Consider the following 19883-nt stretch of genomic DNA (forward strand, 5'->3'; position numbering starts at 1 on the left):
CACAGAGGGAATTATGCTTAACAAAACAAAAGATACTGCTATTGTGTCAGATACTGACGCATATGTTTTTTATGAAAAATATAATGAAAATGATTTATTATCAAAATATATTCACCGAGAAAATATTGATAAATTAAAAAAAACCGCCTGGTTCAGCCGCAGGAAAAAATGGAATATTCCTTTCCGGCATAGTGATTTAGTTATGATCCGAAAAGCCATATGTCAACATCCGGATAACTGGGAATCATATCTGGCTGATACGATCAGACTATCCGAATCCCGCTGCTGGGTCGACTGGATTATTACAGGTGCCTATCAATACTGGCAGAATAAAAACCATAGTGAATTAATCACACTGAAAAATACATACGATGAATATCTTATTAATGAAAAGCAGCTGTCAGCCTTAGTTTCACTTTACAGAGATAATGACATATTAGTTGGTCAGTCTGTTATTGATGAGACAGAACACAAGCTATCAGAATGTAAACAAACAGCGGCACGGCTGGAAAATGAGATTAATACATTGCAGCAATCTGTTTTGTTTAGTGTCCGTGACCTTTATGATGCATTCCGTGCCACTGTTTATCACAATAATACGCTGACGCATGACCATTTTCCGGATGAGTTACAGATATTCATCGACTCTCTTTTATTACTGAAAGAAAATAATAATGAACGCGTATATCAATGGTTATATCAAAGAAATCTTTGCCTGCATGGTGACACTATACTCTGGTATTAATGTCCGCCGGATAAACCATTACCTGACAGGGATACTTATATCCCTGTTTTTCTCTGTTTGTCAGGCTGAGTCATTTACCTCTGATGAACCTTACAGCTTTATTGCCAATAATACCCCGTTATCCGAAGTTCTGATCAATTTTGCCGCCAATAATGATATTGAAACCGAAATAAGCCCGGATATAAAAGGGTTTGTGAATGATCATCTCAGTGCGGATACGGCGACAGAATTTCTGGAAAAATTGTCCCGCCTCTATCGTCTGGAAACGTATTTTTATAATAATACGCTGTATGTCAGTAAAAAGAGCAGTAATCAGACCCGGACTATAGGGCTGAAATACCTGACAGCAGGAGATGCCGCCACACTGTTACGGGATACCGGTATCGCTGACAGCCACCGGAAAATAACAATCAGTTCCCCGCGGCAACTCAGGCTGGCCGGGCCGCCTGCTTATCTCACATTTGCACAACAGGCAATTGATGCCAGAGAGAGTGAGTTAAGTGAGCAACATCTTTCACCGGTACAAACTGTCACTATTATTCCGCTGAAATACAGTTCAGCAATCGACCGGATTATTAAATACCGCGACAGTCAGATTACCGCACCCGGCGTTGCCACTATTTTATCCCGAATTCTTTCCGGACCGGTTAATCTTCCCGGATACAAGTCACCGGAAGGTCAGAATAACTATCAGGGTGTTATTAATGCTGACCCGACACTGAATGCCATTATTTTACGGGATACACCTGAGAAAATAGCATTATATAAGGAATTGATCAGTAAGCTGGACATCCCGACATCCCGGATAGAAATCGCACTTTATATTATCGATGTTGATACTCAGCGTGCCGGTGCTCTGGGTATTGACTGGGGCGGCACCATAAGCAGCGGTAAGACCAATATCAGTATATCTTCCACCTTATCACCACAAGGTGCCGCGGCCGGAACGCTGCTCAATCAGACCGGACTGAATCAGTTGCTGGCTAACGTACATCTGCTGCAAACCAAAGGCTATGCCCGGATGGTATCCCGCCCGACAATTCTGACGCTGGAAAACAGCCCGGCGCTGATCGACCATAATGAAACCTATTATGTCAAAGTCAACGGTGAGCGGGTCGCTGAATTAAAAGGCATCACCTACGGAACACTCCTGCAATTAACACCCCGTATTATCCGGGAAACCCAAAATACTCTGCTGGATATGACCCTGCATATCGAAGACGGTAATCAGAAAGCCGGTAATAACAACAGTGATACGATCCCGACAATCAATCGTACCGTTATTGATACCATTGCGCGGGTCGAATTAGATCAATCGCTGCTGATCGGCGGTATTTACCGCGATGAAGAATTAAAAACAGAATCAAAAGTTCCGTTACTTGGTGATATTCCCTGGCTGGGAGCGCTGTTCCGGAGTGAAACAACACAGGAACGCAGTGCTGTCAGATTGTTTATTATCCGGCCGCGGATTATCGATTACGGAAAACCGGTTTCATCATCATAAAAAAACAGTTTTTAATACGGATATTAATACCTGTCTATGACTATCACTTTATCTGTTTTATCCGGCCTGCACCGGGGAACAAAAGCAACGTTTCCGGTTCCGCCTTCCGGCGATATATTCATTACGCTGGGGGCGGATGCATTACGCACCGATATCACACTGCTGGATCCGGGTATACTTCCGGTGCATTGTCGTCTGGCTGCGGATAAAAACGGTCTGCGCCTTTGTGAGAATAACAGCAGTGTACCGCCGGAACAGGGTAATCGTCATATTCTTCCCGGTGACCATATTGTTGCCGGGAAGCGTTTTGAATGTGCCGGGATAAGCTTCAGTGCACAATACACAACAGCAGCAATACCCTTTCGCCACCGGAAAATCGTCTTTATTTTCGTCTTTATATTGCTGTTCATTTCCGCCGGACTCTTTTTCTTCACCCGGCCGGGACGTACGATACCGTCCGCAGAACAATTTTTATCGGCGGAACCCTACCGTTGTTTATCACGGGAGAAACACGATAATAAATGGATAATCCGCGGGTCCGTGACCCGTGCGGCAGAAAAAGAACTGGTGGCTTTTTTCAGGCAACAGGATATCGCCTACCGGCTGAATATCAGCACCCCGGATACAGAACTGAACACATTAAATTCATGGCTCAGTGCAGCACCGAATAATCACCTGACTGCCGAATTAAGCACAATGTGCGGCCACATTACTATCCGCGGAACCCGGGCACCGCATCAGCAAAAAATATCAATGAAAGACTTTTTACCGGCGTTACTAATACCATCAGGAATGTTGATTGATGACCAATCAATAATCACTGACGATTATATAAAAAAAACAGATTTGCAGATAAATACAGTTAAAAAAAGCAATGATATTCTCAGTTATATGTTCACGGAAACGTCACTTGTTATTATCACCGGCCGAAAGGAAAGTGCACAGTTAAAAAAACAGTTATCCGTATTTCTTGATACGTTTAACCGGGAGTTTGCATTTAACTATCAGCCTGAGTTTCGTGTACAGCCGATCAGTAAACCCGGCATCAGGATCAGCGCGGTTTCTCTCGGGGAAATACCGTATATTATTACTGACAGCGGGGGAAAATACAGAGCCGGGTCATCTCCGGATAACGATACCAGGGTTATTTCCATTGATAAGGAGAAGGTGGTGTTACTGTATAAAAACGAATATTACACCATCGTACTGACTGATGACAAAAAATGATGATTCATTTGATTACCTGATAAAAAATCACCCGGCAGTGTTATTACGGATACAAAAATTAAAACAAGAAACAACATGTCGTATGTCAGCGTCAAACAGTAAGCATATTTTTACTCAGCTCCGGACAAAAGCAGATGCATTGGATGCTGCTGAAATCATTTTAAATACATTGTATTAAAGGGAACTTATGCCAATTATTTTTGACCCGACACGAAGCGGAAGTATACTTGATGACATACTGAACAGCCTGAAAGAACAGGCTCAGACAAATGAAAAAGAGCTGAAAGACGCAATAGAAAGTTTAAAAACAAATCCGGACAATCCGGCGTTGTTACAGGAATTACAATACCGGACAACAAAATGGAGTCTTGTTTTTAATACCGCATCTTCATTAGTTAAATCAATGAAAGATATTATGCAGAATATACTGCAGAAAATATGATGGTATATTCAGATGAACGTCTTCTTGCTGAAATCGCGCTGGCCGGTATTCTTGCCGGAAAATATAAAGAAGCGGAGGCTATTGCTGCCTGGTTGCTGACACAGGACACCCGGTATCATGAAAGCGGAAAACTGATCCTGGTGACCTCCTGGCATGCCTGCCAAAAATACACAGAGATTGTTCATCTGCTGTCAGGTAGCTGCAGTTCATCCCTGTTACCGTTTAAAGCATTAAGTGAATACCATCTTGGCCTTACCCATAATCTTAAAAAAACAATAAAAATATTAAAATCCGACGGAAATAACGAATTAACGGTATTTGCCGAACAATTTGAAAAGGATTTGTTTTTATGAACAAAGATACAAACAGCAATAATGAAATATCTGATATCACTGAAAACCGTGAGCAACTATGGCTGGAACTTGAAAACTGCACGGTTGAAAACCCGGAATATCGTGAGTTATGTAATACACTGCTGATACCGGTTATTTCTGATTTAAAAAAAATCAGTTATCAGAATACTATCAACCGGGATATGTTATTGACGATTTTGTCCCGTTATGATGAATACGGTCCTCACCAGGAATTTATTTTGTCACGGTTATGGCAGAAATTACCGGATTCACTTTCCGGCACGACACTTAAACATCTGATATCTGCCGAGCTGAATCAGCAGATAGCAGTAAATAATCAGCTGGTTCTGCAACAGAATAACATCCGGTGATCACAATGATATCTGCACTCCGTACCCATACACTTCCGCTGTCTGATCTCGCGGTGACAGCGGAGGAGAATACTGTATCAGCGCAACCGGCTGAGGAAACAGAACACCTCAAAAAGATATTTGATAATTTCTACCGGACAATGAAACAGGATGCTGACAGTATCGCCGGATTGCGTGACAGTGCAGCACTGACATCGCCGGATATATTATTGCAGACACAATTAACCCTGGCAAAAATTCATTTCCGTGAAGAATTACTGGCAAAAACTGTCGGAAAAGTCAGTCAGAATATCGATACTATTATTAAAAGCCAGTAATATGCGGTTACTTATCTCTGCACTCTCCCGCTATTTCCGATTTGTTATAATCAGCCTGTCAATATTATTACTGACGGCCTGTAAAACAGAGCTGTACAGCGGATTACAGCAAAAAGAAGCAAATGAAATGTATTCTCTGCTGCTGGAGAATCATATTATTGCGGAAAAAAAATCCGGCAAAGAAGGAATGGCAACGTTATTTGTTGAGGAATCACAGGTTCCTTATGCCATTGAATTGCTCAAACAACGCGGCTATCCGCAGAGACAATTTCAATCCCTGAACGATATTTTCACCGGCGATACGCTGATCCCAAGCCCGCAGGAACTGACGGCCAAACTCAGCTATGTCCGCTCACAGGAACTGGCTCAGATATTATCCGATATTGATGGTGTGATTACCGCCAGAGTGCTGTTTACCCGGCCTGAATCTCAGGCCAATCCAGAGACCGCGGACGGAAAACAGGGACGGGCTGTGATATTTATTAAATATTCCGCTGATATTCCGGTATTCCGCTACCGTGAGCAAATTATGCAGCTGGCAAAAAACAGTATTGAGGGACTGGAGCCTGAGAATATCAGCCTGACACTGATACCGGCGGTGGCCACCAAACCGGTGATCACCACACCGGAATTACGGACGATGCTGAATATACAGGTCACCACCGGCTCTTATCCTAAATTACTGGGGTATATTGCCGGATTTGCGATACTGCTGCTGCTATCTCACCTGCTGCATTTTTTCTTTCACCGCCGGAAATTACGTCATGGCTCCGCTGACTGAATTCGGGTTTTTCTTTTGTCCGGCACTGTATTGCCATCCCCGCAATCTGGATACACTGCCGGATTATTCACTCATATCCGCCCTGCCGGATAAATACAGAAATCCGCTGCTGAACAGCCGGTTGTTCAGCCATTATGACTTAACCGCAGAAATAACGGTATTGTCCGGGCTTCAGCGGGCGATATTACTGAGTGACACCGGATTACAACGCTTTCTGACTTTCTGTGGTTGTTGTTTCTACCTGCCGGATCTGATGACGCACTGGCCGGTTCCCGCCCGCCGTCACCCTTTTTCCGCTTTAACACAGGAAGATGCCGGACGGCTTCTGAACTGGCAATCCGGCTTATTATTACCGCTGCACAACTACCAGCGCTCACTCACTCATACTGATCAGGATAACGTGATTCTCAGTGTCACCGGCCGTCAGCTGTGGTTTTATCTGCTGCGGGAGAGCCATGAGCAATTTCACCGGCGGGCGGAATTGCGCTTTCCGGATACCGTGCCGCTGATCCCGTTTCCTTCTGAACTCACTACTTTTCTGAACACATTATGCCGGACGATACTTCAGGCGCTGACTGCGTCAGATTGCCCTTCAGCCGCCTGACCGCGGATACGTTTACCCTGACGGCAGCCCCCTGCATTATCCCGGCTGCCGGTTACCGCGGGTTACTCAGCAGAGAAGCGCTGAAAGCGGAGACAGAACAACTGCGCAGCCAGATGCGGACAGAACTGGCTGATGAAGCAGAAAAGGTGCGCAGGCAGGTACAGGATGAGCTTGCTTCCGGGCAGGCGGAAGCCCTGTTGCAGACCCGCCGTCATTGCAAAGAGGTTATCGCGCAACTTGACGATGAGATAACCGCAATGATCTGCCATACCGTACAGATACTGCTGGAAGAGACACCACCTGAGAACCGCCTGCGGGCGGCCCTGCGCCGGAGCATGAAACAGATAAACCCCGGTTTTTCCGTGGCGCTGGTTGTACACCCGGATCAGGCCGCATTTTTGCATCAGTGGCTGTCAGCAGAAAGCACAATAACCCTGCCGGATGATATATCGGTTGAGACTGACAACACCCTCCGCCCCGGCGACTGCCTGATCCGCCAGGGCAGGCAGATTATTCATGCCACGCTGGAACACCAGCTTTCAGTGCTGCGGGAAATGTGCCGCGATTAGTCCGGTAAAATCGCAAATGACCGGACCGGGAACCCGCCTGCATTGTCCGGTTTTGCCACGATATTAAAAATGACCGCGCCTTTGGCCGGGACTTTATCCAGATTAGTCAGCAACTCTATCTGATACGCATCCTGATCCAGTACAAAATATTCCGCCAGCAGCGCACTGTTTTTACGGAAATCCTGCGCTGAATCGGTATCAAACGTTTCATGTCCCACCGCGCTGATCCCCCGCTCACGGAACAAAAACTCCAGCGCATCCAGACCCCAGCCCGGAATATGGTTGTTGCCTTCCGCATCTTTGTTATCCATCAGCGCCTGTGACGGCCAGCGTTTGCTCCAGTCCGTGCGTAAAGCCACAAAACTGCCGCTTTCGATACGGCCGTGTACCTGCTCAAACGCCAGAATATCCTCTGCGGATAAGGCAAAATCCGCATCCTGCTGTGCGCGGGCGGACTGATCGATCACCACCAGCGGCAATACCAGCTCCTTCAGTTCCAGCTCGTGAACGAAGCGGCGTCCCTCCACAAAATGGCACGGTGCATCAATATGGGTGCCGTACTGGCCGGGGAAAGTAAATTGCTGGGCAAAAAAGCCGTCACGGTAATCAAACAGGGTTTTGAATTCCGCCGGTTCAAACATAAAAAAGTACGGTGAATCCGCATTAAATGCGTGTGTCAAATCAATCCATTTTTTTGATTTCAACAGATTCACGGCTTCAATTAATGATAATGACATTCTGCCCCCTCAATGTTATACCGGTAGTTGTTGTGATTTATGCTCTGGTTATCAGTCAGAATTTACACGGCTTACCGGGGAAGTCATTTGCAGATATTTCATGTTGTTTGTCCGCACCGGACAAGGAGAACGCGATGTTAAAAGTAATTGCTGAAGATTTTATGCAGCCGGATGCTGTTGAGATCCTGATGCCGATGTATGAAGAACTGGTTGCCGCCACCCGCCGTGAGCCGCTGTGTATCAGTTATGATCTGTTTGTCGATCAGAAAGACCCGGGGCATTTTATTTTTATCGAAACCTGGCCGGATCAGGCCGCGCTGGATACCCATTGCGCCAGTGAGCACTTCCGCCGTCTGGTGCCCGCCATTAATCAGTATCAGCGTGCTGAACCGCGTTTTCTCCTGATGGACAGCGCCGTTAAGTAACAATCAGGGCGGATATCCCCCGCCCTTCCTGATTCAGTCGTGGTCGATTTTCGCTTCTTTCGCTGCCGCTTCACACCACTCAATGATGGCAGGATGCGCAAGGATCCAATCAATCCACGCCTGTGCCGCTGCTGAAAACGGCAGCTGATAAGTCCGTGCGCGCAGGGCCACCGGCACATAAAAAGCATCTGCCGCGCTGATATTTTCCCCTGCCAGCCACGGGCCGCCGAACCGGGTTAATCCCTCACACCAAATCTGCTCCAGACGCTGACACTCTTGCTGTAATTCCGGCGTCATCTCTGCGGCCGGGCGGCTTTCTGTGCAGTTCAGCGGGCACTCACGGCGCAGCGTGGTAAACCCGGAGTGCATTTCTGCCGCGGCAGAGCGCGCCCATGCACGGGCAGTTTTTTCCGCCGGCCAGGTCTGCGGATAATCCTCCGCAATATATTCACAGATTGCCAGAGAATCCCAGACCGTGGTCTCCGCTGTCACCAGGCACGGCACCAGTCCGGACGGGGAAAAACGGATAAATTTCTCATAACTGCTGCCGCCCGGCACAAAGGTGGCCAGTTGTTCATCAAACGGGATATTCAGGGCTTTCAGTAAAAACCAGGGTCTCAGCGACCAGGAAGAGTAATTTTTATTGGCGATCCACAATTGCAGAGACATATAACCCCTCTCAGTGAGATTAAAATAAATGATATAAACAGCAGGCTGATTACCTTACCCAATGTAGCCGGTTTTTATTCCGCTGCCTTAAAAAAGGATAGATCCTGTTCATATTCTTTCTGATAGTGCCCTCCCGTACCCAGTTCATCCTGCAAAAAATGTAAAAATGCGGAAACTTTTTTCGGCAGATAGTCACGATCCGGATAAACCGCATAGATATGATGCAACGGCAGCGGGTATTCAGGTAACAGCGGCATCAGACGCCCGGCGCGGAGATCCGGTGCCGCGATAAACTGCGGCAGCTGACAAATCCCCGTTCCCTGTAACACCGCCTGATGCAGTGCCAGACTGTTGTTGGCCCGCAGTGTGCCCTGCGGAACAAAACGCACCATCTCTCCCCTGTGCAGAAAAGTCCACGACTGGCCAGCCTGAAAATAGCTGTAAAACAGGCAGTTATGCGACTTCAGCTCAGTCAGATTCAGAGGTGTGCCGTGCTGTGCCAGATACGCTGGAGACGCGCACAACACACTGCGGCAGGGCGATAACACCCTGGCAATCAGAGAGGAGTCCTGCAATTCCCCGATCCGGACAGCCAAATCAAACCCTTCCCCGACCAGATCCGTCAGTTTGTCATCAAACACCATTTCCGCCTGCAATGACGGCCAGCGCTGTAAAAAAGCAGGCATAATTTTTGCCAGATGCAGACTGCCGAACACCGCCGGGGCACTGATTTTCAGTGTGCCGTCAACTTCACGGCTGTAATGCGACAACGCATCCTGTCCATCCAGCACAGCCTGATGGGCTTTTTTCAGATAGGTGTAATAAAGCTGCCCGGCTTCTGTCAGCTGTAAATGGCGTGTGGTGCGGGTGACCAGACGGATGCCGGTTTGTGTTTCCAGCGCTGCCAGCTTTTTACTGACCGCCGATTTGGTCATGTGCAGATAGTCCGCCGCCTTTGTCAGACTTCCCTGCTCTGTAATTGCGATGAACACCGGTAAAAGCGAAAAATCCATAGATGCGCCTTATTTGTCAACCTGCAGGAAACTCTGTTTTTCTCTTTATAGCGTTTATTACAATCACCGGCAATCTTTATACTTTGTTTGTCCGCAATAATGTGAAAGATAACAATTTGAAAAATAACGATGCGAAAAATAACGATGAAAAAAGAGATTTTGTTACCGCTGATTGCTTTACTTTCCGGGGTATTACTCACTCTGATGATTATGAGCAACAGCTATTTATCCACCTTTACCTCTCCGTTACACGCCTCCTGGCTGACACACGGTACCGGCGCGGTTGTTGCCCTGATAATCTGGCTGACAGTGAAAACACACCTGCCGCAGCGCCGCGACGGCAAAAAAATTCCGTTGTGGTGCTATCTCGGCGGAATACCCGGTGCATTCACCGTGTTGCTGGCGGCAGTCACTGTTAACAGCCCGCTGTCACTCTCCGGTTCGATTGTGCTGATGCTTGCCGGGCAGATAGTTACCGGCCTGATTATCGACCATTTTGGCCTGATGGGACTGGCACAGCGTAAAGTGACCGGCCGCGACGGGCTGACACTGCTGCTGTTATTCAGCGGCTGTATTCTGATCATTGCAGGAAAATAATCATGTTACTGTTTTATATTACTATCGCGCTGACAAATGGTATTTGCATTATTTTCAGCCGCAGTATCAACGGCAGATTATCTCAGGGCAGCAATGCGTTTTATGCCTCTTTGGTCAATCATGTCGCCGGGTTTATCTTCCTGAGTGTGGTAGTGCTGTTTTACCTGCCGCAGTTCCCCGTCACGCTGAACAGCATTCCGCTGATTGCATTTAGCGGCGGCATTATCGGCGCCTGTTTTGTGGTGATAAACAGTTATATCCTGCCGCTGCTCGGCGCTGCACTGACCACCATTCTGGCTATCGGCGGTCAGGTATTATCCGGTTTTATTATCGATATTATACAGCACGGCATGCCGTCACATCTGGTGATGCAGATAACCGGCGTGATCTTAATTTTGCTGGCTATCGGTGTCCGCTACCGGCCATAATTTTTCATATTTCGTTGTTCAGCGAAGTGTTTTTTCTGTGCTTCCGTTATGATTATCCTCAACACATAAGGAGGCACTCATGTTTGCCGTTATTTTTGAAGTCAGTATGCCGGAAGATAAGCAATCCCGTTACCTGGATATTGCCGCCGGGCTGCGCCCGCTGCTCAGTGACGCAGAGGGCTTTATCTCCATTGAACGCTTTGCCAGCCTGAGTACACCGGGCAAATTATTGTCGCTCTCATTATGGGAAGATGAAGCCTCTCTGCTGAAGTGGAAACAAAACCTGCAACACCGGCAGGCACAGGAAGAAGGCAAAGCGGATATTTTCTCATTTTACCGGATACGTATTGCTGAAATCAGCCGTGAATATGAGTTCGGGCAGGAATAATCTGCGGAGGTGATATGTCAGAAGAACACATTCCGGAATTAGAAACCGCTCTCGCCGGTGTGGCAGCCGCCCTTGCCGATCCGTCCCGTATCCGCATGCTCTGCGCCCTGATGGATGGCCGGGCCCGGACCGCAACTGAACTGAGTATTGCCGCAGATATCAGTGCGTCAACGGCCAGCGCGCATCTGACAAAACTGGTCACCGGAAAATTGATCATCTGTATACCGCAGGGGCGTCACCGCTATTATCAGCTTGCCGGATTAAACGTGGCTGAATTCATCGAAAAAATGATGAATCTTACCGGGATTCCGGTGACAGCCGCTATCCGCAAGTCCTCTGCACCGGTACATTTACGGCAGGCCAGAACCTGTTATGACCATCTGGCCGGCGAAACGGCTGTTGCTGTATATGATGCGATGCAGGAAAAAGGCTGGATAACCGCAGACGGAACCGCACTGACAGCATCAGGTGAATCCGCGCTGATAACACTTGGCCTGCCGCCCGCACACACCGTGAAACGGGTTTTCTGCTGCGGCTGTCTGGACTGGAGTGAACGCCGGTTTCACCTCGGCGGCTATCTGGGTGCAGCCCTTTTCACACATTGTGAACAACAGGGCTGGCTGACCCGCACACCGGGCTATCGTGAAGTGACGATCACCGGAAAAGGAAAAAAACAATTCCGGCAATGGCTGGGGATTCAGATTTTATAATTATGAGCTTCTGACCAGTAACAGCGATAATTTACGGGCAAACGGCAGAACAAATAAGACTGTCGGAAACGCAATGGCCCAGGATATACCCCATGATGTCAGCCACGGGGAAACCAGTTGCCAGGAAAAACCCAGCGCTTTGACCGTACTGATAAAAGAGACAATACCGCTCATCACCAGCGATAAGAAAAAAGGCACCAGAAAGATTAACGCACGCTGAGGAAGCTTAGGAAAACCTAAAATATAATTTTTGTCCTGAAAAGACATAGATGACTCCGTATAGTGACGACACAACAACACATAACCGTTGTAATGTACAAAGTTACATGCGTTGATTAACGTAAACGCTTACGGGTCAGAGAATTGACCGTTGATGGCGCTATTCTATGAATCTGAATGCATTTGTCAAATGCAATTTATTCTCAATACCGCAATATTTTTTTAAATCCTGATAATTCAAAAAATAATCAGCATAATAGCATTGTGATTTCCCGCCCGGAACCGGTTTCCCTTTCGTATTATTCTGTAATAAGTCAGACAGGAAGACAAAAACCATAAGGAAAAACCCCATGAGTGAAAAACATGAGCATGGTAATATAAAATCACTGCCGGAATCACGATTACTTATTGCATTTGCATTAACATTTTCTTTTATGCTGGTGGAATTTATTGGCGGTTATCTTACCGGCAGTCTCGCCCTTATTTCAGATGCCATGCATATGATGACAGATGCATTCGCTCTGCTGCTGGCACTGATTGCCATCCGTGCAGGAAAAAAAGCCGCCGATTATCTCAAAACATACGGTTACATCCGTTTTGAAATTCTTGCCGCGATGATGAACGCCCTTATTTTACTGGCCGTCGCATTCTACGTATTATATGAAGCCTACCGCAGGATCTCTGCAACCCCGGATATTCAGTCTGTCGGTATGCTGATTATTGCTACTGCCGGTCTGATCATTAATCTGATTGCCATGCAGCTTCTGAAAAACAGCAAAGAAGAGAGCCTGAATGTTAAAGGGGCCTATCTTGAAGTCTGGGCAGATATGCTGGGCTCAGTCGGCGTTATTGCCGGTGCGATTATTATCTGGCTGACAGGCTGGTTAATCGTCGATTCTGTTATTGCCGTCTTTATCGGCTTTATGGTTTTTCCGAGAACCTGGATTCTGTTAAAATCCTGTATCAATATATTGTTACAGGGTACACCGGAGAATATCAGTATTAATGATATTATTAATGAGATAAACAGTAATGAGGGTATCGCCGGGACTCATAATGTCCATTTGTGGGCATTAACACAGAGTAATTATGTATTAACGGCTCATATAATATATAAGGCTGGCGCTGACCATAACAAAATCCGGAAATCATTAACAGATGCTATTCATGAAAAATATGATATTGATAATATTACCTTTCAGATGGAACAGGAAAAACCGGAGTAAAATTACTCCGGTTATCTAAAAATACGCCAGAACACTGCTGATACTGTCAGCTATCTGAGAAATGGTACCGGATTGTGAAACGATCCGGTTATAAAACTGAAAAAGTACATCACGATAAACAAAAGCAATAGCAATCACGGCGAGAAAAAATGTATATCTGAGTAAGTTTGTCAGTAGTTTCATTACGCTTATCCTTTTCGTAATGTTATTGTTATCCGGGTTAAGGCTGTGAACAACACAGCCTTAACCGGTTTCAGTTATTCTTTATTCTGCCAATGATACACGTTCTGCATTAATCTCATGCTGAATCAGATGGTTATCAACACGCCCTTCAACACGTATTTTAGTTTCAGGTGAAACATTGATTCCGTTCCATTTTTCGTTATCTATTTTTACACGGGTAATACCGGAGTCATCTTTAAACTCATACAGGTTGTGGCTGATATTCCTGATAATAAAACCTTCGATAATCACTCTGCTGTCATCCGGCTGATTATTTGCATTTGAAACGCTGACAACCTGTGCCGCCTGTGAAGCAAACCCGCCGCCTGCTGACTGATTGTTATGATTCACGTTTGCCAACACATTAGCTGATAAACCAAATACCGCGCCGCCAAGCAATCCTGCTAATAATAACTTTTTCATAATCCCTCCGGGAATATCATATTAAAATGGCTAAAGTTACTTTTGGTGGTTAATTTTAATGGGTACTTTTTGTATCTGACTAAAGTATAACTATAGAGTTAACTCCAGAGTCAATATTATCAGACTATATTTACTCAACTATACAGATTACCCGGAAATACATAAACGCGGATTAATCATCTCCGGAAAAATTCAGGAAACTGAACATGCTCTCTTTATAACGCGTGGTGGCTTTCAGAATTTCAGTACCGGAAACCTCCTGTAAACGTCCGTCATGAGCCATTTTCCGGAGTTCATCAAACCGGAGGTCATCACTCAGCAACGCGCGTACGGTTATCTCATCCGGAATGAAATAAATTGGTCCCCGCATAAGCTGTGACGCACCCAGACGATCAAAATAATAGTATTGCCCGCCCTTTTGCCAGACCTCTCCGTAATGATGAAACGTAACATCGCCGATTTTTACCCAGTTGCCGGTTATATTATCGTTAAGGCGGCGGAGAACCGTGCTGCGGGAAATCAGTCCCGGCGATTTCCTGTTGCCCCATCGTTCCGCGCCCTGCAAATACCGGGTTTCATTACCGCAGGTAAAAATCAGCGGTGATATTTCCTGACAGCTTTCCTGCAATGACGGATTATCGCCTGCACGACGGATTTTCTCTTTTTTCCGGTCGTAAAAATAAACGCCCTGCGCGGATAAAAACAGCCCCTGATTAACATGCTGGCCATAAAAACTGATTACACGATAAGGCGCATATTCCGGCGGAAATACCTGATTATTGATGGCCACCTGACCGGTTTGCGGATCAAATAAATAGGCTTCCTGAAATAAATTGCCGAGGTAAAAGCTATACAGTGATCCGGTGTCTTTCAGCGGCAATAAATGGTGCTGATAATAAACATGCTCCCCGTCATGATAAAATACCCGGCTCTGACGCACTGATTTATCCTCCTGCCGGACATCCGCGGGGCGTATTGTCTCCGGGTTTGCGCCGGGCATTAATTTACCCTCAAAGAAAACCTGTTTTCCGTTACTGATAAGACCGGAGTCCGGTAATATCCGGTAAGGCGTGGCTGACGGCGGCAACGGCTGCTGCGGATAATAATACGTCTGCGGTTTATCACTCAGTCCCCAGCCGTAACGCCATTCCTGATACAATTCCTGCAGGCCGGACAGTTCATTATTTATCAGGGTATACGGGGCACAGAAAACCGTATTTTTGCCATCCGTAAAATAAGCATTACCGATAGTGACGGCGGTCTGAGGATTAAAATCCGGGACGGGAAGATTACCGCACCATGCGTGATTTTTATCCGCTGCAAATTGCCGGCCATTGTAGTTGTTATTATCAGGCAGCAATCTGAAACTGTCCGGGTCTGCGCCGGGGATTAAAAAATACCCGTCAGACGGAACTGCGGCATAGACATGGCCGTCATACAATGTAAATACAGAACTTCCGAACTGTTTGCCGTCGCGGTCAATATCGTAATACGGTGTTTTATTCGCGGCCAGAATAACCCCGGAGATAAACAGGACAGAAGCCGGCATAATGCCGGACATCAATACAATGATAACCGTTTTGCTGACTTTCATATTTCTCCGGTCATTTCCTCACCGCCATCCGCTGATAATAATTCCCGCCCCGGCAAGAACGACAGCCGCACCAGTCCAGTCTGATACTGACAGCGATACACCATCAACCACCCGCAGCCATATCAGTGCAGTCACCACATAGATTCCGCCGTACGATGCGTAAATTCTGCCGCTGGATTCCGGGTGCAATGTCAGCAGCCAGACAAATACAACCAGACTGGCAGCAGCAGGAAGTAATAACCATACACTCCCCTGTTTTTTTAACCATAAATACGGAAAGTAACAACCGGCAATTTCAGCCAGTGCGGTCAGAACAAAAAGGCCGATAATTTTTAATGTCATGCAGTTTTCTCCGTCACAATCCGGCCAGTATACCGGTATATCTGTGCAAATTCCTGTTATCCGCAAAGAGATAACATTTTTATATCGGCGGCTGATGATATCAGCTGAATTCTGCTGTGTATTTTATATCCATCATCAGGAAGATAAATACGCCCTGTATTACCTTACTTATTTTTATTATTTATGAACATCATCAAAATACAGACTGACAGAGAAAATAAAAGCCCTTAATCCTGAATTAAGAGCTTAACATAGCTATCACCGGCAATTACTCAGACTTAGCGGCCCACGTTGCCTGATGAACCGGTATCGTAGTAAACCGGGTGATAATCTGATTGTATGTCTCGTCAGGATTTAAGGACGGGAATTGTTCAGGATAAATAAATTTAGCCAAAAACTCTAATCCCACAATATTATACGGGTGATTATAGAAATTATGATAAATACCATATAACTGATTATTTTCCACTGCAGTAATCTGACTGAATCCAACCCGGTCTTTTAATCGTTCAAACCCGCTGCTGACTTCTTCCTTTGTCACATCGTATCCAAATGGGGCTGCTATGCTGTTTTTATTTTTCCAGCGACCGCCTGTCACAATAAATATATCCGGTTCTTCACTAATGACTTTTTCTAACGAAATTTCGCCTGATGCACCGGGTAAAAAATGGCTGCCGATATTGTCTCCGCCAACCGCCTGAACCATTCCGCCCCATCCTGCATTATTATGTGTAAAGCAGCAACTCCCGCCATTCGCACCGGCTTTTGCTTCAATAAATACCCGGGGCTTATTTTTAACAGATGCAGTTTTACTTTTCAGTGTATCCAGGTGGCTTTGATAAAAATTAGTGTACTCTTTAGCCTCTGATTCCTTATTCAAAGCAAGCCCCAGCAGTGAGATACTGCTTTTTGTGTTCTCTGCCGGGTTGAGGAATGTATCGACGTAAATCACCGGAATACCGGCTTCCTTCAGTTTAGCGATGACTCCCGCACCTTCCAGCGCCGGTTTTGCCCGCAATTGCGCAATCAGCACATCCGGTTTTTGTGCTATCACCTGCTCAGCATCAACTTCACCTTTGTCATTAAATCCCATATCCGGAATTTCTGAGATATCGGACTTCCATTTTTTCTCAAGCAAAAAAATCGTCTGCGGATCTGACTTTTTCAGGTTGTTATTCCACGCGACAACTCTTTTGAACGGGTTAGTTCTGTCCAGTAATGCCAGAGTCATAATATCTCTGCCATCCTGCAGAACAACACGCTTAGGTTCATGATTCAGCGTTATAGTCTGCCCATCGGTATCAGTGACTGTTACCGGGTAAGTTGTTGCGAATGAAGATACCGAAGATAACGATGTCAGCGCGGCAATAAGCAGGTGATATTTAATTTTCATTTGTGCTCTCCATACTAATAAGAAATGAATGCTAACAGTTCTCATTATCATCATCAATATAAAGTAATCCCCTGTATTTTATGTGTATTTATTATGTTGTGATCGCCGCAAATAGCCCGGGGACTTCTGTGCCGTTACCCCCGGCTGAGAGAGGAAATGCTGAAAGTAAGTATGGTGTAACAGAAGCAACCGGAAAACGTTAATCAGGTCTGTATCAGCCCGATGGTATTGCTGTCTGCCGGAGAAAACAGACGTCAGGATGTAAAGACGGTCATTGTTCAGGATAAACGAACTTAGCTGTAACAGCTGATTTTGTAATGTTATACGGGTAATTGAGGACGTTATGATAAATGCCGTATAACCGGGTATATTCCGCAGACAGAATAACCCCGGATAAAAACAGGGCTGAAACCGGCGTTATGCCGGACAGAATAAGAAGAACACGCGTTTTCCCGGCTGTTATGTTTGATCAGCCAGTAGCTGCTTCATAAAAATTTTAATAAACAGATCGAGCGGTTCACCATTGCGGGTCAGTTTGGCACGCATGACCGCCCCTTCCCAGCCCGCCCAGAAAAAGGCAGCCATCTGCCTGCAGTCAGTATTTCCGGAAATAAGATTTTGCGCCTGCGCTTCCAGCAGACAATTCTCCACTTTTTTTTGCCAGCCGGTAATAATGTCATTGAGTAATTCACAATACCCGGCCGGCAGACTGATCACTTCCTGCCCGAGATTGCCGATCAGACACCCGCGCTGCCAGTGATATTTTTCCATTCCGGACTTAGTGATACTGCAAAATGTCAGTAATCTTTCCGGTGGCGGCAATGTGGTATCAGACAGACATTTATCCAGCAGATGAGAAAAACAGTCGTCATAATGACGTATCACTTTCAGACCAAAATTTTCTTTACTGCCAAAGTAATAATAAAAAGATCCCTTCGGAACACCGGCTTTTGCCAATATTCCGCTGATATCTGACGTCATATATCCTGTTTCGGTAAACACCTCCGTACCGCTGCGGATCAGTATTTCTTTTACATCAGTACCTGCATCATGGTTTTTCGGCGGTCGTCCCCGTTTCGGTTTTGTCATTATTGCTGTCATTACGTTTTATCCCTGTTATGCGGAATAGACAAATTGCTGTCCGTATACATTCCGGTTGTTTCGCTGCAGGAAAAAATCCTCCCGCCGTAACTGCACGGGAGGAACCCACCGGAGAGTGTTCGTTATTTCATCATTACGTCCTGGTTTTGTTTCATTTCAAACCGCGGGGAAACAAAACCATACAGTGTCCAGCCGAGGAAGGTGGCAAGCGCCCCCCACATCACGGCATCTTCACCGGATGAATACAGCGCATAGAAACTATAAACGGCACCGATAAATGCAATCACATTGCCTGTCCGTGCTTTCTTAGGATCCACATTGGCGACCTTCTGCAGAATAATCATGGCAGCCATGGAAAGGATATAAGGGATAATGTTGGTAACAACCGCCAGGTTAACCAGCACATTGAACTGTTTATTCAGTGACGGGCTGATGGTCATCAGCGACAGTGCAGACTGAATAATAACAATAACCAGCATACCTTTTACCGGGGCATCCGCTTTGGTAACAGCAGAAAAGATTTTCGGAAAATAGCCGGAATCAGATGATGATTTAAATACCTGCGCAATGGTGAACTGCCAGCCTAATAATGAACCGCAGCAGGACATAATCATCAGCGCCATAACAACTTTACCCACACCCGGCGTAAACATTTGTGAGAATGCCAGGCCAAACGGCGCAGTTGAGTTTGCCAGATCCATATTCGGTACAATACCGGCGATAACGTTTGTTGATACGATATAAATAACCGCGGCGCCTAATGTTCCGCCCAATACCGCAATCGGCACATTTTTCTCAGGGTTATCAACCGCCTCACTGTTAGCACACGCTGATTCCATCCCTAAAAATGCCCATAATGTCATCGCAATAGAGGAACCGACCGCCTCAAAAAGCGGAAAATTATGCGGGTTCCAGGAATTAACATACAGTTCAGGACTGAACCACCACCAGCCGATAACCGAAATACCAACAACCGGAATAATTACCCCCCAGACAGTCACACTGCTGATCCGCCCCGTGATCCGTGCACCGCCGAAGTTTGCCACCGTACAAATCCACAACACAACAATTGTGGCAATACAGATACCCAGCGGCGTCATCGCCGCATCCATCAGTTCAGCACCATAACCGACGGCTGAAATTGCGATCGCAACGTTTGCAATCAGCAGAGAAACACCATAGGTATAATTCGCCATAAAGTTACCGGATTTACCGAATGCGTATTCCGCGTAACCTCCCATCCCTCCGCTGCGGCGGCTGTACATGCCGCACTTGGCAAATGCATAAGCCAGTGCCATAGAGCCGACGGCGGTCACAACCCAGGACAGAATAGAAATTGTCCCCACTTCCGCCAGTTTTGTCGGCAGCATAATGATGCCGGACCCCATCATATTCACAGCAGTTAATATAGTGAGCTGTAATACGCTCATTTTATTTTTTGAAGCACTCATCATATTTCTCCCCGGCTGACGGAGCACGCTCA

The 19883-nt window shown here is 46.3% G+C and carries 27 protein-coding genes; 16 read left to right on the plus strand and 11 right to left on the minus strand.

Annotated features, from left to right (window positions below; all coding sequences use genetic code 11):
- The first annotated feature begins 13 nt into the window (after positions 1-13).
- The 10 genes from JC793_RS14035 to JC793_RS14080 all read left to right on the plus strand — a co-directional run bounded on the left by JC793_RS14035 (position 14) and on the right by JC793_RS14080 (position 6913).
- Complete coding sequence (locus JC793_RS14035; RefSeq protein ID WP_166708275.1) at positions 14-745, plus strand: T3SS regulon anti-activator ExsD domain-containing protein; 732 nt, start codon at positions 14-16, stop codon at positions 743-745.
- A complete protein-coding gene (sctC, locus tag JC793_RS14040) occupies positions 675-2249 on the plus strand; it encodes a type III secretion system outer membrane ring subunit SctC (protein ID WP_166708276.1) in 1575 nt (524 codons plus the stop codon). The genes JC793_RS14035 and sctC overlap by 71 nt, the downstream gene beginning before the upstream one ends.
- A 36-nt stretch (positions 2250-2285) precedes the next feature.
- Entirely contained in the window at positions 2286-3476 is a 1191-nt protein-coding gene (locus JC793_RS14045) for an FHA domain-containing protein (RefSeq protein WP_218426467.1), read from the plus strand.
- 187 nt (positions 3477-3663) lie between these two features.
- On the plus strand, positions 3664-3918 hold the full coding sequence (gene sctF, locus JC793_RS14050; protein ID WP_166708278.1) for a type III secretion system needle filament subunit SctF: 255 nt from the start codon (positions 3664-3666) through the stop codon (positions 3916-3918).
- Entirely contained in the window at positions 3915-4271 is a 357-nt protein-coding gene (locus JC793_RS14055) for a YscG family type III secretion protein (RefSeq protein ID WP_166708279.1), read from the plus strand. Before sctF ends, JC793_RS14055 begins: the two co-directional genes overlap by 4 nt.
- Positions 4268-4642, plus strand: a complete 375-nt coding sequence (locus JC793_RS14060) for a guanylate kinase (protein WP_218426468.1) — start codon at positions 4268-4270, stop codon at positions 4640-4642. Before JC793_RS14055 ends, JC793_RS14060 begins: the two co-directional genes overlap by 4 nt.
- A gap of 5 nt (positions 4643-4647) precedes the next feature.
- A complete protein-coding gene (gene sctI / locus JC793_RS14065; RefSeq protein ID WP_218426469.1) occupies positions 4648-4959 on the plus strand; it encodes a type III secretion system inner rod subunit SctI in 312 nt (103 codons plus the stop codon).
- A gap of 1 nt (position 4960) precedes the next feature.
- Positions 4961-5740 carry a type III secretion system inner membrane ring lipoprotein SctJ gene (sctJ, locus tag JC793_RS14070; protein WP_218426470.1) on the plus strand — a complete coding sequence of 260 codons (780 nt, stop codon included), beginning with the start codon at positions 4961-4963 and terminating at the stop codon, positions 5738-5740.
- Entirely contained in the window at positions 5724-6344 is a 621-nt protein-coding gene (locus JC793_RS14075; protein ID WP_218426471.1) for a SctK family type III secretion system sorting platform protein, read from the plus strand. The genes sctJ and JC793_RS14075 overlap by 17 nt, the downstream gene beginning before the upstream one ends.
- Positions 6290-6913, plus strand: a complete 624-nt coding sequence (locus JC793_RS14080) for an HrpE/YscL family type III secretion apparatus protein (RefSeq protein WP_218426472.1) — start codon at positions 6290-6292, stop codon at positions 6911-6913. The genes JC793_RS14075 and JC793_RS14080 overlap by 55 nt, the downstream gene beginning before the upstream one ends.
- Here JC793_RS14080 and JC793_RS14085 read toward each other — a convergent pair.
- Positions 6910-7650, minus strand: coding sequence for a cyclase family protein (locus JC793_RS14085; protein WP_046894426.1), 741 nt, complete (start codon positions 7648-7650; stop codon positions 6910-6912). The two genes, JC793_RS14080 and JC793_RS14085, sit on opposite strands and share 4 nt — an antisense overlap.
- Before the next feature lie 134 nt (positions 7651-7784).
- Between JC793_RS14085 and JC793_RS14090 the strand changes: the two genes are divergently transcribed.
- Positions 7785-8075 carry a putative quinol monooxygenase gene (locus JC793_RS14090; protein ID WP_107680040.1) on the plus strand — a complete coding sequence of 97 codons (291 nt, stop codon included), beginning with the start codon at positions 7785-7787 and terminating at the stop codon, positions 8073-8075.
- A gap of 33 nt (positions 8076-8108) precedes the next feature.
- Here JC793_RS14090 and JC793_RS14095 read toward each other — a convergent pair whose 3' ends face one another.
- Positions 8109-8744 carry a glutathione S-transferase family protein gene (locus JC793_RS14095; RefSeq protein WP_218426473.1) on the minus strand — a complete coding sequence of 212 codons (636 nt, stop codon included), beginning with the start codon at positions 8742-8744 and terminating at the stop codon, positions 8109-8111.
- 74 nt (positions 8745-8818) lie between these two features.
- A complete protein-coding gene (locus JC793_RS14100) occupies positions 8819-9757 on the minus strand; it encodes a LysR family transcriptional regulator (RefSeq protein ID WP_218426474.1) in 939 nt (312 codons plus the stop codon).
- Between the two features lie 144 nt (positions 9758-9901).
- Between JC793_RS14100 and JC793_RS14105 the strand changes: the two genes are divergently transcribed.
- The 4 genes from JC793_RS14105 (at position 9902) to JC793_RS14120 (ending at position 11880) form a co-directional block, all read left to right on the plus strand.
- Complete coding sequence (locus JC793_RS14105) at positions 9902-10354, plus strand: DMT family transporter (RefSeq protein ID WP_218426475.1); 453 nt, start codon at positions 9902-9904, stop codon at positions 10352-10354.
- 2 nt (positions 10355-10356) lie between these two features.
- Positions 10357-10782 carry a DMT family transporter gene (locus tag JC793_RS14110; RefSeq protein ID WP_046894429.1) on the plus strand — a complete coding sequence of 142 codons (426 nt, stop codon included), beginning with the start codon at positions 10357-10359 and terminating at the stop codon, positions 10780-10782.
- 79 nt (positions 10783-10861) lie between these two features.
- Positions 10862-11170, plus strand: coding sequence for an antibiotic biosynthesis monooxygenase family protein (locus JC793_RS14115; RefSeq protein ID WP_107680026.1), 309 nt, complete (start codon positions 10862-10864; stop codon positions 11168-11170).
- A 14-nt stretch (positions 11171-11184) separates the two neighbouring features.
- On the plus strand, positions 11185-11880 hold the full coding sequence (locus JC793_RS14120; protein WP_218426476.1) for an ArsR/SmtB family transcription factor: 696 nt from the start codon (positions 11185-11187) through the stop codon (positions 11878-11880).
- On the opposite strand, the gene JC793_RS14125 is transcribed toward JC793_RS14120, so the two are convergent.
- On the minus strand, positions 11881-12147 hold the full coding sequence (locus JC793_RS14125) for a DUF2798 domain-containing protein (protein WP_046894432.1): 267 nt from the start codon (positions 12145-12147) through the stop codon (positions 11881-11883).
- 302 nt (positions 12148-12449) lie between these two features.
- Here JC793_RS14125 and JC793_RS14130 point away from each other — a divergent pair, with 302 nt between their 5' ends.
- A complete protein-coding gene (locus tag JC793_RS14130) occupies positions 12450-13325 on the plus strand; it encodes a cation diffusion facilitator family transporter (RefSeq protein WP_218426477.1) in 876 nt (291 codons plus the stop codon).
- A gap of 15 nt (positions 13326-13340) precedes the next feature.
- Here JC793_RS14130 and JC793_RS14135 read toward each other — a convergent pair whose 3' ends face one another.
- The 7 genes from JC793_RS14135 to potE all read right to left on the minus strand — a co-directional run bounded on the left by JC793_RS14135 (position 13341) and on the right by potE (position 19851).
- Positions 13341-13508, minus strand: coding sequence for a hypothetical protein (locus JC793_RS14135; protein ID WP_166708293.1), 168 nt, complete (start codon positions 13506-13508; stop codon positions 13341-13343).
- An 81-nt stretch (positions 13509-13589) separates the two neighbouring features.
- Positions 13590-13970, minus strand: a complete 381-nt coding sequence (locus tag JC793_RS14140) for a NirD/YgiW/YdeI family stress tolerance protein (protein WP_046894434.1) — start codon at positions 13968-13970, stop codon at positions 13590-13592.
- A 172-nt stretch (positions 13971-14142) separates the two neighbouring features.
- Positions 14143-15564, minus strand: a complete 1422-nt coding sequence (locus JC793_RS14145; protein WP_218426478.1) for a DKNYY domain-containing protein — start codon at positions 15562-15564, stop codon at positions 14143-14145.
- An 18-nt stretch (positions 15565-15582) separates the two neighbouring features.
- The gene (locus JC793_RS14150) at positions 15583-15906 is read right to left on the minus strand and encodes a YnfA family protein (RefSeq protein ID WP_166708295.1); all 324 of its coding nucleotides are present in this window, start codon (positions 15904-15906) and stop codon (positions 15583-15585) included.
- A 268-nt stretch (positions 15907-16174) separates the two neighbouring features.
- Positions 16175-17299 (minus strand): ABC transporter substrate-binding protein, encoded by a 1125-nt coding sequence (locus JC793_RS14155; RefSeq protein WP_218428456.1) that lies wholly within the window; start codon positions 17297-17299, stop codon positions 16175-16177.
- A gap of 459 nt (positions 17300-17758) precedes the next feature.
- On the minus strand, positions 17759-18400 hold the full coding sequence (gene acuR / locus JC793_RS14160; RefSeq protein ID WP_218426479.1) for an acrylate utilization transcriptional regulator AcuR: 642 nt from the start codon (positions 18398-18400) through the stop codon (positions 17759-17761).
- 122 nt (positions 18401-18522) lie between these two features.
- Entirely contained in the window at positions 18523-19851 is a 1329-nt protein-coding gene (gene potE / locus JC793_RS14165; RefSeq protein ID WP_107680042.1) for a putrescine-ornithine antiporter, read from the minus strand.
- Positions 19852-19883 lie beyond the last annotated feature (32 nt).

It is taken from the genome of Morganella morganii (genome assembly GCF_019242955.1).
GTDB lineage: Bacteria > Pseudomonadota > Gammaproteobacteria > Enterobacterales > Enterobacteriaceae > Morganella > Morganella sibonii.

Excerpts from the sequence above, each read along its gene's own strand:
- JC793_RS14120 (WP_218426476.1), top strand. The coding sequence starts at position 11,185 with ATGTCAGAAGAACACATTCCGGAATTAGAAACCGCTCTCGCCGGTGTG.
- JC793_RS14135 (WP_166708293.1), bottom strand. The coding sequence starts at position 13,508 with ATGAAACTACTGACAAACTTACTCAGATATACATTTTTTCTCGCCGTG.
- JC793_RS14095 (WP_218426473.1), bottom strand. The coding sequence starts at position 8,744 with ATGTCTCTGCAATTGTGGATCGCCAATAAAAATTACTCTTCCTGGTCG.
- sctF (WP_166708278.1), top strand. The coding sequence starts at position 3,664 with ATGCCAATTATTTTTGACCCGACACGAAGCGGAAGTATACTTGATGAC.
- JC793_RS14045 (WP_218426467.1), top strand. The coding sequence starts at position 2,286 with ATGACTATCACTTTATCTGTTTTATCCGGCCTGCACCGGGGAACAAAA.
- JC793_RS14075 (WP_218426471.1), top strand. The coding sequence starts at position 5,724 with ATGGCTCCGCTGACTGAATTCGGGTTTTTCTTTTGTCCGGCACTGTAT.
- JC793_RS14100 (WP_218426474.1), bottom strand. The coding sequence starts at position 9,757 with ATGGATTTTTCGCTTTTACCGGTGTTCATCGCAATTACAGAGCAGGGA.
- sctC (WP_166708276.1), top strand. The coding sequence starts at position 675 with ATGAACGCGTATATCAATGGTTATATCAAAGAAATCTTTGCCTGCATG.
- JC793_RS14125 (WP_046894432.1), bottom strand. The coding sequence starts at position 12,147 with ATGTCTTTTCAGGACAAAAATTATATTTTAGGTTTTCCTAAGCTTCCT.
- JC793_RS14115 (WP_107680026.1), top strand. The coding sequence starts at position 10,862 with ATGTTTGCCGTTATTTTTGAAGTCAGTATGCCGGAAGATAAGCAATCC.
- JC793_RS14035 (WP_166708275.1), top strand. The coding sequence starts at position 14 with ATGCTTAACAAAACAAAAGATACTGCTATTGTGTCAGATACTGACGCA.
- JC793_RS14130 (WP_218426477.1), top strand. The coding sequence starts at position 12,450 with ATGAGTGAAAAACATGAGCATGGTAATATAAAATCACTGCCGGAATCA.
- JC793_RS14150 (WP_166708295.1), bottom strand. The coding sequence starts at position 15,906 with ATGACATTAAAAATTATCGGCCTTTTTGTTCTGACCGCACTGGCTGAA.
- JC793_RS14140 (WP_046894434.1), bottom strand. The coding sequence starts at position 13,970 with ATGAAAAAGTTATTATTAGCAGGATTGCTTGGCGGCGCGGTATTTGGT.
- JC793_RS14085 (WP_046894426.1), bottom strand. The coding sequence starts at position 7,650 with ATGTCATTATCATTAATTGAAGCCGTGAATCTGTTGAAATCAAAAAAA.
- JC793_RS14155 (WP_218428456.1), bottom strand. The coding sequence starts at position 17,299 with ATGAAAATTAAATATCACCTGCTTATTGCCGCGCTGACATCGTTATCT.
- potE (WP_107680042.1), bottom strand. The coding sequence starts at position 19,851 with ATGAGTGCTTCAAAAAATAAAATGAGCGTATTACAGCTCACTATATTA.
- acuR (WP_218426479.1), bottom strand. The coding sequence starts at position 18,400 with ATGACAGCAATAATGACAAAACCGAAACGGGGACGACCGCCGAAAAAC.
- JC793_RS14145 (WP_218426478.1), bottom strand. The coding sequence starts at position 15,564 with ATGAAAGTCAGCAAAACGGTTATCATTGTATTGATGTCCGGCATTATG.
- JC793_RS14060 (WP_218426468.1), top strand. The coding sequence starts at position 4,268 with ATGAACAAAGATACAAACAGCAATAATGAAATATCTGATATCACTGAA.
- sctJ (WP_218426470.1), top strand. The coding sequence starts at position 4,961 with ATGCGGTTACTTATCTCTGCACTCTCCCGCTATTTCCGATTTGTTATA.
- JC793_RS14110 (WP_046894429.1), top strand. The coding sequence starts at position 10,357 with ATGTTACTGTTTTATATTACTATCGCGCTGACAAATGGTATTTGCATT.
- JC793_RS14080 (WP_218426472.1), top strand. The coding sequence starts at position 6,290 with ATGCCGGACGATACTTCAGGCGCTGACTGCGTCAGATTGCCCTTCAGC.
- JC793_RS14055 (WP_166708279.1), top strand. The coding sequence starts at position 3,915 with ATGATGGTATATTCAGATGAACGTCTTCTTGCTGAAATCGCGCTGGCC.
- JC793_RS14090 (WP_107680040.1), top strand. The coding sequence starts at position 7,785 with ATGTTAAAAGTAATTGCTGAAGATTTTATGCAGCCGGATGCTGTTGAG.
- sctI (WP_218426469.1), top strand. The coding sequence starts at position 4,648 with ATGATATCTGCACTCCGTACCCATACACTTCCGCTGTCTGATCTCGCG.
- JC793_RS14105 (WP_218426475.1), top strand. The coding sequence starts at position 9,902 with ATGAAAAAAGAGATTTTGTTACCGCTGATTGCTTTACTTTCCGGGGTA.